Origin of the sequence: Bartonella bennetti (assembly GCF_045945445.1) — a bacterium.
Classification (GTDB): domain Bacteria; phylum Pseudomonadota; class Alphaproteobacteria; order Rhizobiales; family Rhizobiaceae; genus Bartonella.
In genome coordinates this window covers 1466572-1482438 of record NZ_CP174576.1, presented here as the reverse complement: position 1 = coordinate 1482438, position 15867 = coordinate 1466572, and the positions used below count along the sequence as shown (strand labels likewise).

At 36.8% G+C, this 15867-nt stretch carries 13 protein-coding genes; 8 read left to right on the top strand and 5 right to left on the bottom strand.

The features are described from left to right. The first annotated feature begins 29 nt into the window (after positions 1-29). A complete protein-coding gene (locus tag ACJTDF_RS06665) occupies positions 30-938 on the top strand; it encodes a ParB/RepB/Spo0J family partition protein (RefSeq protein ID WP_407965501.1) in 909 nt (302 codons plus the stop codon). Positions 939-1028: 90 nt separating this feature from the next. Here the strand turns inward: ACJTDF_RS06665 and gloB are convergent, their stop codons facing one another. From gloB to dapF, 5 genes are all read right to left on the bottom strand, one after another. After that, positions 1029-1790 (bottom strand): hydroxyacylglutathione hydrolase, encoded by a 762-nt coding sequence (gloB, locus tag ACJTDF_RS06660; RefSeq protein ID WP_407965500.1) that lies wholly within the window; start codon positions 1788-1790, stop codon positions 1029-1031. A 75-nt stretch (positions 1791-1865) separates the two neighbouring features. Then, positions 1866-2540: a septation protein A gene (locus ACJTDF_RS06655; protein WP_407965499.1), complete on the bottom strand. Its 675-nt coding sequence runs from the start codon at positions 2538-2540 to the stop codon at positions 1866-1868. After that, a complete protein-coding gene (gene ftsY / locus ACJTDF_RS06650) occupies positions 2537-3769 on the bottom strand; it encodes a signal recognition particle-docking protein FtsY (RefSeq protein WP_407965498.1) in 1233 nt (410 codons plus the stop codon). Before ftsY ends, ACJTDF_RS06655 begins: the two co-directional genes overlap by 4 nt. A gap of 14 nt (positions 3770-3783) precedes the next feature. Further along, positions 3784-5067, bottom strand: coding sequence for a tRNA (N(6)-L-threonylcarbamoyladenosine(37)-C(2))-methylthiotransferase MtaB (gene mtaB / locus ACJTDF_RS06645; RefSeq protein WP_407965497.1), 1284 nt, complete (start codon positions 5065-5067; stop codon positions 3784-3786). Next, positions 5067-5918, bottom strand: coding sequence for a diaminopimelate epimerase (dapF, locus tag ACJTDF_RS06640; protein WP_407965496.1), 852 nt, complete (start codon positions 5916-5918; stop codon positions 5067-5069). The genes mtaB and dapF overlap by 1 nt, the downstream gene beginning before the upstream one ends. A 264-nt stretch (positions 5919-6182) precedes the next feature. Between dapF and ACJTDF_RS06635 the strand changes: the two genes are divergently transcribed. From ACJTDF_RS06635 to odhB, 7 genes are all read left to right on the top strand, one after another. Further along, positions 6183-6713: an AprI/Inh family metalloprotease inhibitor gene (locus tag ACJTDF_RS06635; protein WP_407965495.1), complete on the top strand. Its 531-nt coding sequence runs from the start codon at positions 6183-6185 to the stop codon at positions 6711-6713. A 128-nt stretch (positions 6714-6841) separates the two neighbouring features. Beyond that, positions 6842-8008, top strand: a complete 1167-nt coding sequence (gene zapE / locus ACJTDF_RS06630; RefSeq protein WP_407965494.1) for a cell division protein ZapE — start codon at positions 6842-6844, stop codon at positions 8006-8008. A 296-nt stretch (positions 8009-8304) separates the two neighbouring features. After that, complete coding sequence (mdh, locus tag ACJTDF_RS06625) at positions 8305-9267, top strand: malate dehydrogenase (RefSeq protein ID WP_407965493.1); 963 nt, start codon at positions 8305-8307, stop codon at positions 9265-9267. An 81-nt stretch (positions 9268-9348) separates the two neighbouring features. Further along, positions 9349-10545, top strand: a complete 1197-nt coding sequence (sucC, locus tag ACJTDF_RS06620; RefSeq protein ID WP_407965492.1) for an ADP-forming succinate--CoA ligase subunit beta — start codon at positions 9349-9351, stop codon at positions 10543-10545. 3 nt (positions 10546-10548) lie between these two features. Next, positions 10549-11451 carry a succinate--CoA ligase subunit alpha gene (gene sucD / locus ACJTDF_RS06615; RefSeq protein ID WP_407965491.1) on the top strand — a complete coding sequence of 301 codons (903 nt, stop codon included), beginning with the start codon at positions 10549-10551 and terminating at the stop codon, positions 11449-11451. A gap of 142 nt (positions 11452-11593) precedes the next feature. Continuing rightward, positions 11594-14593 (top strand): 2-oxoglutarate dehydrogenase E1 component, encoded by a 3000-nt coding sequence (locus ACJTDF_RS06610; protein WP_407965490.1) that lies wholly within the window; start codon positions 11594-11596, stop codon positions 14591-14593. Positions 14594-14637: 44 nt separating this feature from the next. Further along, positions 14638-15849, top strand: coding sequence for a 2-oxoglutarate dehydrogenase complex dihydrolipoyllysine-residue succinyltransferase (gene odhB, locus ACJTDF_RS06605; RefSeq protein WP_407965489.1), 1212 nt, complete (start codon positions 14638-14640; stop codon positions 15847-15849). The last annotated feature ends 18 nt before the right edge of the window (positions 15850-15867 follow it).

The window sequence follows — 15867 nt, the reverse complement described above, 5'->3', positions numbered from 1 at the left end:
ATAATTGTAAAAAGTTAAAGAGAAAAATTATGAGTGATGATCAATCAAAAAAAAGACTAGGGCGTGGGTTAGCGGCATTGATTGGGGATATCAACTTAAACGGCAATCCTGCATATTCAGCAAGTTTTGATAAATTCACGTCGAAACCAAGTGTTGCTCCTATCGCTTCTGAAAGGTTTGTTCCTATTGAATTTATTTCTCGTAATCCAAATAATCCAAGACGCCAGTTTACTGATTCGGAACTTGATGATTTAGTGCAATCAATTCGCCAGCATGGTATTGTTCAACCCATTATCGTTAGACCTTCACGTACTCACCCTAATCAATTTCAATTAATTGCTGGTGAACGAAGATGGCGGGCTGCACAAAAAGCTAATTTGAATCAATTACCGGTTATTATTCGCGATGTAGATGATAAAACTGCTTTGGAATTAGCAATTATCGAAAATGTTCAACGGACTGACCTTAATCCTATTGAAGAAGGAATGGGATATGAGCTTTTATTAAATGAACATGGATATACTCAAGCAGATTTAGCAGAAATTATTGGAAAAAGTCGTAGTCACGTTACAAATACCCTTCGCTTGTTAAAGCTGCCACAAAAAGTGCAACAATTTTTAATAAGCGGTCAAATTTCGGCTGGTCACGCACGCTGCCTTATTACAGTTGAAAATCCACAAGAATTAGCTGAAAAGGTTATTCGTGAAGGACTCTCTGTGCGTCAAATAGAAATACTTGCACAAGAGTATGGAAATTCTAAGATAAAAAAACAAATTCCATTAAGAAAAGATATAGAAACACAATCCTTAGAAAAATTACTTACCGATGTGATCGGAATGAAAGTCATCATTCGTCATGGTAAAAAAGGTGGTGATTTAAAGATTCATTATTCTTCATTAGAGCAATTAGATGATATTTGTCGACGTTTGCAAAGCTAATCTAAAGATGTAAATCCAATTAGATGTATTTAAAACTGAATTTCAGATTGATCTGTTTTAAATAAGAGAGGATAATTATCATAAATATAGCTAAAAATGATCTTTTCTTTTACGGATTTCAGCAAAAACTTCTTCATCTGTTGCGTTTTCCATTGCAAGATTTTTTCGTAAAATAGAAGCATCCCAACGAAGAAATGGATTTGTTTCTTTTTCTTGTCCTAAAGTTGTTGGTAAGGTCATAGCATTTTGTGCACGTAAAGAAAAAACCTCTTCTACTCTTTGATGAAGCTTTCTATTTTGAGGCTCAATAGTCAATGCGAAAAGAGCATTTATTTGAGTGTATTCATGTCCGCAATAAAGGATTGTTTCATCAGGAAGTTGACGGAGTTTTTTTAAGGATGTTAACATCTGTGAAGGTGTTCCTTCAAAAAGACGCCCACAACCGAGCGAAAAAAGTGTATCTCCAGTAAAGAGTAAATTGGCTTGAGGAAAATAATAGGATAATGCTCCTAATGTATGGCCAGGTGTTGAAAGAGCCGTAAGAGTGTATGTTCCAAAACAAAAATTTTCGTCAGGTTGTAATGCATAATCAAGAGGGGTAATTTTTTTGCTTTCTGCTTCTGGTCCAATAATCATAGCATTATAGACTTGTTTTAATTCTGCCAGTGCTTCTATATGATCATGATGATGATGAGTGACAAAAATAAATTGAAGTGTCCAGTTACGCTGCTTTAGCATGTTGTGAATTGCATTGCCTTCAGGTGCATCAATAGCAGCTGTATAACCGCTTTTTTCATCATGAATGAGAATACCGAAATTATCTTCTCGACAGATAAATTGTTCAATTAACATCTATCTTCTCTACAGTATATGTTAAACTTATGAAGCAATTCATTGTGATGAATTCGCGATGTAAAAATAAGATTGTTAATCTTCTTTTGTTAAATTTTTTGAATGTTTTATGATAAGAGGCATTTGTGTAAGCATAAATAGAAGTGTTATAGGCATAACACCAAATACTTTAAAATTGGTCCAAAAATTATCACTAAAATTACGCCAAATGAGTTCATTCAAAACAGCAAGAAAAATAAAAAAATATGCCCAACGATAGGTAAGTTTATTCCATCCACAATCATCAATTTTCAGACCGGAATCAAAAACATAACGCAAAAGCGGTTTTTTAAAAAATAAGCCACCAAATAAAATAAAAGAAAATAGGCCATTAATGATCGTAGGCTTCATCTTAATAAAAGTATCATCGTGAAGCCAAAGAGTTAGAAAACCAAAAACAAGGATGAATATTCCTGAAATAAGTGGAATTATAGGAATTACACGCGCAAGAAACCACGATAAACTTAAGGCAAAAGTGATTGCAATCATAAAAAGAGCTGTTGCTGGAAAAATTGGTTTATCAAAGTTTTTAAAAAGCTCGATATTATTTATCAACCACTCACCTTTATAGTTAGCAAGGAAAAAAACAACCAGTGGTCCCATTTCCAAAAGAAATTTAAGAATTGGCATAGAGGTTTTTTTGTGAGTGTTATCATTTTTTTTTAAATTAGAGTCATTAGGTGAATTCGGTTTAAAAAGAGAAGTTTTCATGCATATTTTCCTATAATAGCCTCGGCAAAATCAGAGGCAGAAAAAGGCTCAAGATCCTCTACATTTTCGCCTATACCAATAAAATGAACAGGTAGTTTATGTTTGGATGCAATGGCAACAAGAATTCCCCCACGGGCAGTACCATCAAGTTTTGTCATAACTAAACCATTCACACCAGCAATATCACGGAAAACATTCACTTGGTTAAGTGCATTTTGCCCAGTGGTTGCGTCAAGTGTTTGAAGAACTGTATGAGGTGCTTGAGGATTATGTTTACCTAAAACACGAATAATTTTTGCCAATTCATCCATTAATTCAATTTTATTCTGCAAACGTCCTGCTGTGTCAATAATTAAAACATCACTATTTTCTTTTTTAGCTTTTTCATAAGCATCGAAGGCTAAGCTTGCAGCATCTGCACCAAGTTTGGCTGAAATAACAGGAGCTTTTGTGCGTTCACCCCAAATATGTAATTGTTCAATAGCTGCAGCGCGAAATGTGTCTCCAGCAACAAGCATAACTTTTAGACCTCCTGCAGTTAGTTTAGCAGCTAATTTTCCTATGGTTGTAGTTTTTCCAGTTCCATTTACGCCGACTAATAAAATCACATGGGGTTTATGATTAAGATCGATTTCTAATGGAAATGCAACTGGTTCGAGTACTTTTTTGATTTCGTCAGTTACAATAGTATAAATATCTTTTGGAGAAAAATTTTTTTCATAACGATTAGTAGCTAAGATATCAATAATACGTGTGGTTGTTTCTATACCAAGGTCTGCTTGAATGAGGATATCTTCTAATTCTTGTAGTGTGTTTTCATCGAGTTTTTTCTTGACAAAAAGTGTACCAATTGAATCACTTAATTGCTGTGAAGAGAGAGATAATCCTTTTTTAAGGCGTTCAAACCACGCTACTTTTTTTTGTTCAACAGTTGGGATGGATAAAGACGTTTCAATTTTTTTTTCTATAATCGTATCAGAAACGATCACTTTACGAGAAGATTCCTTAGAAGGAAAATTTTTAGTAGGTGCGATCTCTTCTATTTTCTTTTGCTTTTGTTTTTCTTTTTTTACATCTATGGAAGAATCTTTGCTTTTTGTATTTTCATTTTTATATTCATTTTGTTTTTCTTCATCGATTTCATGAGGGGTAAGAATCTGCCTTTTTTTAATTTCTTTTTCTTTAGATGTATTAAAGGAGAATATTTTTTTGATAAAAGACTTTGTCATGAAGACTTTCCCGCTTAGGCTGCATTCGATTCAGGAAGTGCGGCAATTAATTTATTTCCATCGTGATCAATAATGAGAGCTTTAACAATTGTTCCAGCTTTAGCACCTTTTATTTGTGTAAGTGTATAATCCTCTGTTCGTCCAATTTCATCTTTTTCAACAAGAATTGTTTGTTGACTATTTTTTAGATGAATGAGATGTTTTTTGTATGCTTTTTCTCCCTCTTTACGTAATTTTTCTGCGCGAATTTTGATTGTTTCATGGTTAATTTGTGGCATACGCGCAGCTGGTGTTCCCTCTCTTGGGCTGAAAGGGAATACATGGAGATGCGTCAAACCACATTCGTTAATTAAATTCAGACTATTTTGAAACATTTCTTCTGTTTCAGTAGGGAAACCAGCAATTAGATCAGCACCATATACTATTGTAGGACGTTTAGCACGTAAGTTTTGGCAAAACTCGATAGCGTTTTCACGCAAATGTCGTCGTTTCATTCTCTTTAAAATCATATTATCGCCTGCTTGTAAGGATAAATGCAAATGTGGCATTATTCTTTTTTCATAAGCTAAAAGATTAATCAACTCTTGATCCACTTCAATGGAATCAATGGATGAAAGACGCAATCTTGGTAAATCGGGAACATGGTGCAAAATACTTAAAACCAGTTTTCCTAAAGTAGTTTTTCCAGGTAAATCGGGGCCATAACTTGTTAGATCAACTCCTGTTAAAATAATTTCTTGAATACCATTGTCTACGAGCTGTTTAATTTGTTCAATAATGATCCCCATGGGGACAGACCGTGATGGTCCGCGGCCATAAGGGATTACGCAAAATGTACAACGATGATCACATCCATTTTGCACTTGGACAAAGGCACGTGTACGTCCTTCTAATGCGTTAATCATATGTGGAGCAATTTTATGGACTTCCATAATATTATTGACGCGGAGTTTCTCATCATGATTAATACCGAAATCAGGAAGCTGGCGGTAGGAATCGGCGTGGAGTTTTTCTTCATTGCCTAGAATCAGATCAACTTCTTTCATAAGAGCAAAATTTTTTGCTTCTGTTTGTGCTGCACATCCCGTAACAATAATGCGGGCATGAGGATTTTTACGTCTCGCTTTTCGAATTGCTTGTTTCGCTTGTCGTACAGCTTCAGCGGTGACTGCGCAAGTATTGAAAATAATGGTGTCATCTTTCAGTTTATCAAGACCAGCGGAAGTACTTTCTTTGCGTATGATCTCCGATTCATAACTATTGAGTCGACAACCAAAAGTCATAATTTCTATTGTCATTAAAAAGCATCCTTTTTGTAGTCTCCCGTTAAAGGGTTTAAAAGACCGCTAAATTCATGTTCTACTGGTCCTGTCATAATGATATGATTATTTTCTTGATAAAAAATAGAAAGATTTCCTCCCGGTGAATTAATATCAATACGGCGTTCTGTTAATCCGCGGCGATAGGCCGCTACTGCACTAGCGCAGGCTGCACTGCCACACGCTTTTGTTAAACCTACTCCACGTTCCCATGTTCGTAAAATTAAACTGTTTCGTGATGTTACAAAGGCAATAGAAATATTACACCGTTCTGGAAAAAGTGGATCATGTTCGAGTTTAGGTCCGTATTTTTCTAAAGGAATATGCTGAATGTTGTTCTCAACAAAAAAAATAGCATGAAGATTTCCAATAGAAATAAGAGAAGCATCTTTTAAAGGTCCAGCTGTTATTTCTACGTGATTGGTATCAGCTATTTCATGAGCAATAGGCATGTTTTTTGCATCGAAATTTGGGCACCCCATGTTAACAGAGATCAGACCATTGGTTTGACGTTTTCCTTCAACAATACCAGCAGGTGTTTCTAGTTGAAAACTTTCACCAAGATTATGATTTGTAAGCCATTCGATAACGCAACGCGTACCATTACCACAAGCTTTTGCTTTTGAACCATCAGCATTCCAGATTTCAATGCGAAAATCAATTTCACTTTTGGTTGACGGATGAATCGTCATGATTTGATCAAAGTGAGTTTGTGGATTTTTAGCTAAAGTAAGAATTGCTTGCAGTGTAATGTTATGTGTGCTTTCACGCATATCAGCAACAATAATTTTGTTTCCAAGACCGTTCATTTTGCTGAATGGTGTTTCCATAAGATTTCTCTATTTTTTGTGCAATAGTAAGTCTAGTAGAAAATATAATGACTGAAAATTTTCAAAATTACCAGTATTGACAGAAATAAAATGAGTGGGAGTGAATATGTTATTAAAGATGAACAATTGTCGTTGTGATCACATATTTTTTATTAGGTTTTTCTTATTTATTAATTTATCCTTGTAAAATGGCATATTTATATAAAATATGCTCACTTATTTTTTTTGAGTGAGTTTGTTATTGTCATGAGAAAGAGTAAAAATATGACATTTTCAAAAATTTCATTTTTCGTTGCATTGTCCATTATAGCGATCTTAAGTGGTTGTTCAACGTCAAGGTTTGGTAAAAGTGATGGAAATAACATAGCGGAAGTTTTTTATCCTGTTCAGCAATTATTAGAACCTGAAGCATCTGATATATTAAAGTCTGAAGTGTTAACTTCCTCAAGTGATGAAAAAGAATATACTCAAAATGATGCACAGTTAACTCGCTTTGAAGTACCGGATAATGCGATTGATTTGTTCCCTGCAAATATTGCTGGTGTATGGAATCTCTCTATTGGTGGTAAGTCTTGCCGAATAGCAACCCCACAAACAAAGTTTGGTTTAGGGTATCGTGCTGGTCCTTTAAATTGTCCAAGAATATTTGCTAAAGTCAACTCATGGGCTGTTAAGGGAAAAAAATTATATTTTTATGATCGATCTGGAAGTGTTGCTGCAGTTCTTTATTCCTTTGGGAGAGATTATTTCGAAGGACATACGTTCGATAACCAACCCGTTGTTTTAGATCGTTAATTTCTTTATAAAAAGGGAAGTATATGTGCACAAATTTGCATCATTTAATCACAGAATGATGCAAAAGGAAGTATTTATGTCTATGAAATTTGTATTTGTTGAGAATGATTTGAAAAAAGGATGTTTGGATGGTTTTAGTTTCAGAGCGTTATGAAGAGCTTGTTTCCAAAGGAGAAATTAGTTTTGATACAGCTCAACGGAATTTAACAAAACATTTTGATTGTTTATTACAAGAAATTTCAACACAAAAGATTTCTCGACCTTGGATGTTCTGGCGTTTTTTCAAAAAACAAACGCATTCTCATGCCTCAAAACAATGTGGTACTGATGATTTTGTCCAGGGATTGTACATTTATGGTGAGGTCGGGCGAGGCAAAAGCATGCTTATGGATTTGTTTTTCTCTTGTTTGCCAGAAGAGAATAAAAAACGCGCTCATTTTAATAATTTTATGGCTGATGTGCATGAACGTATTAATGCACATCGGCAAGCGTTTAAACATGCAAAATCCGGGCAAAGTGATCCTATTTTAGTGGTTGCAGAAAATCTTGCACGAGAAGCACGTGTGTTTTGTTTTGATGAATTCACGGTAACAGATATTGCGGATGCAATGGTTCTAGGTCGTCTTGTTACTGCTTTATTCAAGCAAAGAGTTATTTTTGTTGCTACGTCAAATGTCGCTCCTGATAATCTTTATTACAATGGTTTGAATCGAGAGCTTTTTATACCTTTCATTCAAATTTTGAAAAAACATGTTCGTGTTATTAATCTTGACGCAAGGACGGATTATCGTCTTGAAAAATTAAATCCACAACATGTGTATACAACCCCATTGGGGAAAGCAGCAGATGAAAATATGGATCAAGCATGGATATTAGTTTTACAAGGTCAAAAAGAAATGTCTGGTGATCTATCTGTAAAGGGACGTTCTATTCATATTCCACGTTTTGGTGCAGGATGTGCACGCTTTGATTATCAAGATCTTTGCGCAAAGCCTTTAGCAGCAGTAGATTATTTAGCGTTAGGAGAGCATTACCATACGATTTTTATTGATCATGTTCCTGTTATGGATGATGCACATCGCAATGAAACTAAACGATTTATTTTACTTATTGATGTTCTTTATGAACGCCACATAAGACTCTTTATGTCGGCAGAAGCAGAACTTGAGCAGTTATACAAAGGGCAAGCACAAACAACAGAAACATTTGAGTTTCAAAGAACGCAATCGCGCCTTTTTGAAATGCAAAGCCAGAGTTATCTCAATAGTTGGGCAGAACAATTTTTAAAGGAATAAATGAATCTTTACTTTACCTTTACGTAAACTGCTAAAATAATAACCCATTGAATTTAAAAATGTTGTAATAATTCTGTTGTATTTTTTTTTGATTCATTTTATCGATATTATTGTAATCAGTCACTAACTTTAATATTTAGGAATGAATTTCTAGCAGTTAAAAGGGAGTTTGATTAATTTTGATTATCTTATTTCTAAGTTTATTCTTAAGTGGTCTTATAAAAAAGGATTAGATTTAGGGGAAAATATTTAATCTGTTAGCGCAGGGGATCTTACGTTTAATAAAAGGAAATAAAATGGCACGAAAGAAAATAGCTTTAGTCGGCTCAGGTATGATTGGTGGTACTTTAGCGCATTTAATAGGACTCAAGGAGCTTGGAGACGTTGTTTTATTTGATGTCGCAGAGGGAATGCCGCAGGGTAAAGCTTTGGATATTGCGGAATCATCACCAATTGAAAATTTTGATGTAAATTTAACCGGGACCAGTACTTATGAAGCTATTGCAGATGCTGATGTTGTTATTGTAACAGCAGGTGTTGCACGTAAACCTGGTATGAGTCGTGATGATCTTTTGGCTATTAATTTAAAGGTTATGGAACAAGTTGGTACGGGAATTAAGAAATATGCGCCTTCAGCATTTGTGATCTGTGTTACCAATCCTCTTGATGTAATGGTGTGGGCATTACAGAAGTTTTCTGGTCTTCCAACACAAAAAGTTATTGGTATGGCTGGTATTCTTGATTCAGCACGTTTTCGTTATTTCTTATCTGAAGAATTTAAAGTTTCTGTTAAAGATGTGACAGCATTTGTTTTGGGGGGTCATGGTGATTCGATGGTACCTCTGATTCGTTATTCTACTGTTGCTGGTATTTCTTTACCCGATCTTGTGAAAATGGGCTGGACGACACAGGAAAAGCTTGATCAAATTATTCAACGTACAAGGGATGGAGGGGCAGAAGTTGTGAATTTGCTAAAAACAGGTTCTGCTTTTTATGCGCCGGCTTCTTCCGCTGTTGTGATGGCTGAGGCTTATTTAAAAGATACTAAGCGTGTTGTTCCTGTTGCTGCTTACCTTTCAGGTGAATATGGAGTTAGGGATACGTATGTTGGTGTTCCTGTTGTTATTGGTGCTGGTGGTGTTGAACGAGTTATTGAAATTGATTTTAATGACGATGAAAAAGCTGCTTTTGAAAAATCAGTAAATGCAGTGCACGCGCTTTGTAAAACATGTGTTGCTATCGCACCTAATCTCGGATGACTCAAAAGAGTTTTGTTAGGTAAGGTGTCTTAAGTGCTTTTAGGATCAATTTAGTATTTCATAGAAGAAAAGGACAAATAAATGAATATCCATGAATATCAGGCCAAACGTCTGCTTCATGAATACGGTGCACCAATAGCGAATGGTGTTGCTATTTATTCTGTAGAACAGGCTGAAAAATGGGTGAAAAAATTACCAGGACCACTTTATGTGGTTAAAAGTCAAATTCATGCTGGAGGTCGTGGGAAGGGGAAGTTTAAAGAACTTGGTCCTGATTCAAAAGGTGGTGTTCGGCTTGCAAAATCAGTTGAGGAAGTTATTACTAATGTAAAGGAAATGCTTGGTAAAACTTTGATAACTAAGCAAACAGGTCCAGAAGGTAAGCAGGTTAATCGTCTTTATATTGAAGATGGAGCTAATATTGAACGGGAACTGTATCTTTCACTTTTAGTTGATCGTACAGTTGGTCAAGTTTCTTTCGTTGTGTCGACAGAGGGGGGCATGGATATTGAAACGGTTGCTGAAGAGACACCGGAAAAAATATTTACTCTTCCTATTGATCCTACAAAAGGTGTTACTCCTACTGATTGCACGAAGCTTTGTGACTCATTAAAATTACGCGATAGTGCACGTGAAGATGGCGAAAAGCTGTTTCCAATACTCTATAAGGCTTTTTGTGAAAAAGATATGAGCCTTCTTGAAGTCAATCCCCTTATTGTAATGGATAATGGCCGTTTACGTGTTCTTGATGCGAAAGTTTCTTTCGACAATAATGCTTTATTTCGTCATCCAGATATTTTGGAGTTACGCGATATTTCAGAAGAAGATCCAAAGGAAATTGAAGCATCAAAGCATGATCTTGCTTATGTTGCTCTTGATGGGACGATTGGTTGTATGGTGAATGGTGCTGGTCTTGCTATGGCAACAATGGATATCATCAAACTCTATGGTGCTGAACCAGCAAATTTTCTTGATGTTGGTGGTGGTGCTTCAAAAGAAAAAGTAACTGCTGCTTTTAAAATTATTACGGCTGATCCGAATGTCAAAGGCATTTTGGTCAATATTTTTGGTGGGATTATGCGTTGCGATGTTATCGCTGAAGGTGTGATTGCCGCTGTTAAGGAAGTTGGTTTAAAAGTTCCTTTAGTTGTTCGCCTTGAAGGAACTAATGTTGAACAAGGTAAAGCAATTATCAGTGAAAGTGGTTTGAATGTTATTTCTGCTGATGACTTAGATGATGCTGCACAAAAAATTGTTACAGCAGTGAAGGGAGCTTAAACCATGTCAATTCTTATTAATAAGGATACAAAAGTTCTTGTTCAAGGACTTACGGGGAAAACGGGGACATTTCATACAGAACAAGCGCTTGCTTACCATGGCACACAAATGGTTGGTGGCATTAATCCCAAAAAAGGGGGAGAGACATGGAAGGGGTTAAAAGGTGAAACTCTTCCTATTTTTGCTAGTGTTGTGGAAGGTAAGGAAAAGACTGGAGCTGATGCTTCTGTTATTTATGTTCCTCCTGCGGGGGCTGCTGATGCTATTATAGAAGCTATTGAAGCTGAAATCGGTTTAATTGTCTGTATTACAGAAGGTATACCGGTTATGGATATGGTTAAGGTTAAAGCTAAATTAGAGCAATCAAAATCACGTCTAATTGGTCCTAATTGTCCAGGTATTCTCACTCCTGATGAATGTAAAATTGGTATTATGCCAGGTTCTATTTTCAGAAAAGGTTCTGTTGGAGTTGTGTCGAGGTCAGGGACTCTAACGTATGAGGCGGTTTTTCAAACGAGTCATGAAGGACTTGGACAGACGACAGCTATTGGTATTGGGGGGGATCCTGTTAAGGGGACTGAATTTATTGATGTGTTGGAAATGTTTTTAGCTGATGATGAAACCCAATCTATTGTTATGATTGGTGAAATTGGTGGTTCTGCTGAAGAAGAAGCGGCACAGTTTTTAAAGGATGAGGCAAAAAAAGGCCGCAAAAAACCAATGGTTGGCTTTATTGCTGGTCGTACAGCTCCTCCAGGACGAACAATGGGACATGCTGGTGCAGTGATTTCTGGTGGTAAAGGTGGTGCAGAAGATAAAATTGCGGCAATGGAAGCAGCAGAAATTCGGGTTTCTCCTTCACCGTCACAAATAGGCAAGACTTTAGTTGCAGTGTTGAAGGGTTAAAGGAAAATTTTATCTGAATGGGTGATATCCATTCAGATAATATAGAATAAAAAATAAAAACTTTTTTACAATTTTCCGATTCTTATTTTAAAAAGAAAAGCGGGTATATTAAGGAGACGGAACAGTTGTTCCGGAAATATATATGGCAAGGCAGGATGAGAAGAATGATCTTTTTACACAAACATCATTTTTATATGGTGGAAATGCGGATTATATAGATCAACTTTATGCTGAATATAAAAAAAATCCTACCAATGTTGATCGACAATGGCGTGATTTTTTTGAAACTTTTCAAGATAGTAAAGAAGATGTGTTCAAAAATGCTGAAGGAGCAACATGGCAACGGGATCATTGGCCATTAAAAGAAAGTGGGGAGCTGGTTTCTGCTTTAGACAACGATTGGTCTGCACTTGAAAAGCATTTTGGGGATAAATTAAAAGAGAAAGCAGCTGTTAATGCTGTACAAAATGGAAAGACATTTTGCAAAGAAGATATTATTCAAGCAACGCGGGACTCTGTTCATGCACTCATGATGGTTCGTGCTTTCCGAGCTCGAGGACATCTTCATGCGCAGCTTGATCCGCTTCAACTGGCTCAAAATTCAGAAGACTATAAAGAATTATCTCCAGAAGCTTATGGTTTTAGTCCTGCTGATTACGAACGTCCGATCTTTATTGATAATGTTTTGGGATTAGAGTACGCAACCATCCCGCAGATGCTTGAAATTCTTAATCGTACGTATTGTTCGACAATTGGTGTAGAATATATGCATATTTCAAATCCTGCTCAAAAAGCCTGGATTCAGGAGCGTATTGAGGGACCAGATAAACAAATTTCTTTCACACAAAGGGGTAAAAAAGCTATTCTCAACAAGCTTATAGAAGCGGAGGGTTTTGAACAATTTTTGGATACAAAATATAAAGGGACGAAACGTTTTGGCCTTGATGGGAGTGAAGCACTTATCCCAGCTCTTGAACAAATTATTAAACATAGTGGTGCTTTAGGAGTACAAGAAATAGTTTTTGGGATGGCTCACCGTGGTCGTTTAAATGTTCTTGCTCAAGTTCTTGAAAAACCGCATCGAGCTATTTTTCATGAGTTTAAGGGTGGCTCTTATAAACCTGATGATGTAGAAGGATCAGGTGATGTAAAATATCATTTGGGGACTTCTGCTGATCGTGAATTTGATGGTAAAAAAGTTCATTTGTCGCTTTTGCCTAATCCATCTCATCTTGAGATTGTTGATCCAGTTGTGATTGGAAAAACACGTGCTAAGCAAGATCAACTTGTTGGTTCTGAGCGTACGGAAGTTACACCGTTAAGTGAACGGTCAAAAGTTTTGCCCCTTCTTATTCACGGTGATGCGGCTTTTTCAGGACAAGGCGTTATTCAAGAAATGTTTGGTCTTTCAGATCTGAGAGGTTACCGTGTTGCTGGCTCAATTCATGTGATTATCAATAATCAAATCGGATTTACAACTGATCCAGGCTTTTCACGTTCGTCGCCTTATCCATCAGATGTTGCGAAAATGATCGATGCACCAATTTTTCATGTAAATGGAGACGATCCTGAAGCTGTTGTGTTTGTAGCAAAAGTAGCAGCAGAATTTCGTCAAATTTTCCATAAACCGGTGGTTATTGATATGTTTTGTTATCGCCGTTACGGGCACAATGAAGGCGATGAACCTTCTTTTACACAGCCGCTTATGTATAAAGCGATCCGTAATCATAAAACAACAGTTCAACTTTATAGTAGTCAGCTAATAGCTGAAGGAGTTATTGATTCTCAAGAAGTTGAACAAAAGAAAAAAATGTGGCGTGATAAGCTTGAAAGTGAATTTGAAGCCAGTGCTTCTTATAAACCTAATAAGGCGGATTGGCTTGATGGGAGCTGGACGGGTTTTAAAGCTGCCAGTAATAGTGATGAACAACGCTGTGGAACGACAGGTGTTGAATTAAAAACTTTAAAAGAGATTGGACGAAAACTTGTCGAGGTTCCATCAGGTTTTCATATACATAAAACGATTCAGCGTTTTTTAAATAATCGTATTCAAATGTTTGAAACTGGTGAGGGCTTTGATTGGGCAACAGCTGAAGCTTTAGCTTTTGGTTCTTTGTGTTTAGAAGGGTCACCTGTTCGCCTTTCTGGTGAAGATGTTGAACGTGGAACTTTTTCACAACGTCATGCGGTTCTTTATGATCAAGAAAATGAAGACCGTTATATTCCTTTAAATAATTTACAACAAGGGCAAGCTATTTGTGAAATCGTAAATTCCATGCTTTCCGAAGAAGCTGTTCTTGGTTTCGAATATGGATATTCACTTGCTGAGCCACGTGGTTTAACACTTTGGGAAGCACAATTTGGTGATTTTTCTAATGGTGCACAGGTCATTTTCGATCAATTTATTTCATCTGCTGAGCGTAAATGGCTTCGTATGTCTGGTCTTGTGTGTTTATTACCTCATGGTTTTGAAGGACAAGGGCCAGAGCACTCTTCAGCGCGTTTAGAGCGTTTTCTGCAACTCTGTGCAGAGGATAATATGCAGGTTGCAAATTGTACAACTCCTGCAAATTATTTTCATATTTTGCGTCGCCAAATTAGACGTGATTTTCGTAAACCATTGATTTTAATGACACCAAAATCACTTTTGCGTCATAAACGAGCGGTTTCTTTTTTAAGTGAAATGGGGCCCGAAACAAATTTTCATCGTTTATTATTTGATGATGCAGAATTCCTTAAGAACTCTGTGATTAAATTACAAAAAGACAATAAGATTCGCCGTGTTGTTCTTTGTACAGGTAAAGTTTATTATGATCTTTATGAAGAGCGTGAGAAGAGAGGAATTGATAATGTTTATTTGTTACGTGTTGAACAGCTTTATCCTTTTCCAGCAAAAGCTCTGGTGAATGTGTTGTCGCGCTTTTTAAAGGCAGAAATTGTTTGGTGCCAAGAAGAACCCAAAAATATGGGTGCGTGGTCATTTATTGAGCCTTATTTAGAATGGGTTCTAACTCATATTCGTGCACGTTATTCGCGTGCACGTTATGCTGGGCGTCCTGCAAGTGCATCGCCTGCGACTGGTTTAATGTCGAAACATCTTGAACAGCTTGCCGCGTTTCTTGAGGACGCGTTAGGTTCTTAATTTATTATTATATTTATTATTACTCTGATGTATGGAAAAATATTATGGCTACTGAAATCCGTGTTCCTATTTTGGGCGAATCAGTTACTGAAGCAACAATTGGCAAATGGTTTAAGAAAATTGGTGAAGCGGTGGCTATGGATGAGCCTTTGGTCGAATTAGAAACTGATAAGGTAACTGTTGAGGTTCCTTCTCCTGTTGCTGGAAAGTTATCTGAAATCATTGCAAAAGAAGGTGATACGGTTGAAGTGAATGCTCTCTTAGGGATGGTTGAAGCGGGAGCTGATGGTGTTTCTGCATCACCTGCATTGTCATCTTCTGTAACATCTACACCAACATTTGCTCCTATGGAAGCGTCTGTATCAGCCTTCTCTTTAGGAGGAACAATGCCTCCTACACCTTCAGCAGCAAAATTAATGGCTGAAAATAACATAGAGAAAAGTGATCTTTCAGGTTCTGGAAAGCGTGGACAGATTCTCAAGGGAGATGTTCTTGATGTTTTAGCACAAGGGACAAAAACATCAGCTTCTGTTTCTTCTGTTGCATCTGTGGATGCAGTGAATGAAGAGCGTGTTCGTATGACAAAATTGCGTCAGACAATTGCACGTCGTCTTAAAGATGCGCAAAATACAGCAGCAATGTTAACCACATTTAATGAAGTTGACATGTCTACTGTGACGGATTTGCGTAAACGTTACAAAGATCTTTTTGAAAAGAAACATGGTGTTAAACTTGGCTTTATGGGCTTTTTTACCAAAGCTGTTTGCCATGCATTAAAAGAACTTCCTGCTGTTAATGCGGAAATTGATGGAACAGATATTGTTTATAAAAACTATGTTAATGCTGGGATTGCTGTTGGAACAGACAAAGGGCTTGTGGTTCCGGTTGTTCGCAGTGCAGATCAAATGTCAATTGCAGAAATTGAAAAAGAAATTGGTCGTTTAGGGCGTCTTGCTCGCGATGGAAAATTGGCGGTCGCGGATATGTTGGGTGGAACATTCACTATTACTAATGGTGGTGTTTATGGGTCGTTAATGTCGACACCGATTTTGAATGCACCACAATCTGGTATTTTGGGAATGCATGCGATTAAGGAACGTGCGATGGTGGTTGGAGGACAAATTGTAATTCGTCCAATGATGTATTTAGCGCTTTCTTATGATCACCGTATTGTAGATGGGCAAGAAGCTGTTACTTTCCTTGTGCGTGTTAAAGAAAGTTTGGAAGATCCGGAACGTCTTGTTCTTGATTTATAAAAAACCAGTTTTTGAGGA

Coding starts and splice junctions, on each gene's coding strand:
- ACJTDF_RS06665 (WP_407965501.1), top strand. CDS start 30: ATGAGTGATGATCAATCAAAAAAAAGACTAGGGCGTGGGTTAGCGGCA.
- gloB (WP_407965500.1), bottom strand. CDS start 1,790: ATGTTAATTGAACAATTTATCTGTCGAGAAGATAATTTCGGTATTCTC.
- ACJTDF_RS06655 (WP_407965499.1), bottom strand. CDS start 2,540: ATGAAAACTTCTCTTTTTAAACCGAATTCACCTAATGACTCTAATTTA.
- ftsY (WP_407965498.1), bottom strand. CDS start 3,769: ATGACAAAGTCTTTTATCAAAAAAATATTCTCCTTTAATACATCTAAA.
- mtaB (WP_407965497.1), bottom strand. CDS start 5,067: ATGACAATAGAAATTATGACTTTTGGTTGTCGACTCAATAGTTATGAA.
- dapF (WP_407965496.1), bottom strand. CDS start 5,918: ATGGAAACACCATTCAGCAAAATGAACGGTCTTGGAAACAAAATTATT.
- ACJTDF_RS06635 (WP_407965495.1), top strand. CDS start 6,183: ATGACATTTTCAAAAATTTCATTTTTCGTTGCATTGTCCATTATAGCG.
- zapE (WP_407965494.1), top strand. CDS start 6,842: ATGGTTTTAGTTTCAGAGCGTTATGAAGAGCTTGTTTCCAAAGGAGAA.
- mdh (WP_407965493.1), top strand. CDS start 8,305: ATGGCACGAAAGAAAATAGCTTTAGTCGGCTCAGGTATGATTGGTGGT.
- sucC (WP_407965492.1), top strand. CDS start 9,349: ATGAATATCCATGAATATCAGGCCAAACGTCTGCTTCATGAATACGGT.
- sucD (WP_407965491.1), top strand. CDS start 10,549: ATGTCAATTCTTATTAATAAGGATACAAAAGTTCTTGTTCAAGGACTT.
- ACJTDF_RS06610 (WP_407965490.1), top strand. CDS start 11,594: ATGGCAAGGCAGGATGAGAAGAATGATCTTTTTACACAAACATCATTT.
- odhB (WP_407965489.1), top strand. CDS start 14,638: ATGGCTACTGAAATCCGTGTTCCTATTTTGGGCGAATCAGTTACTGAA.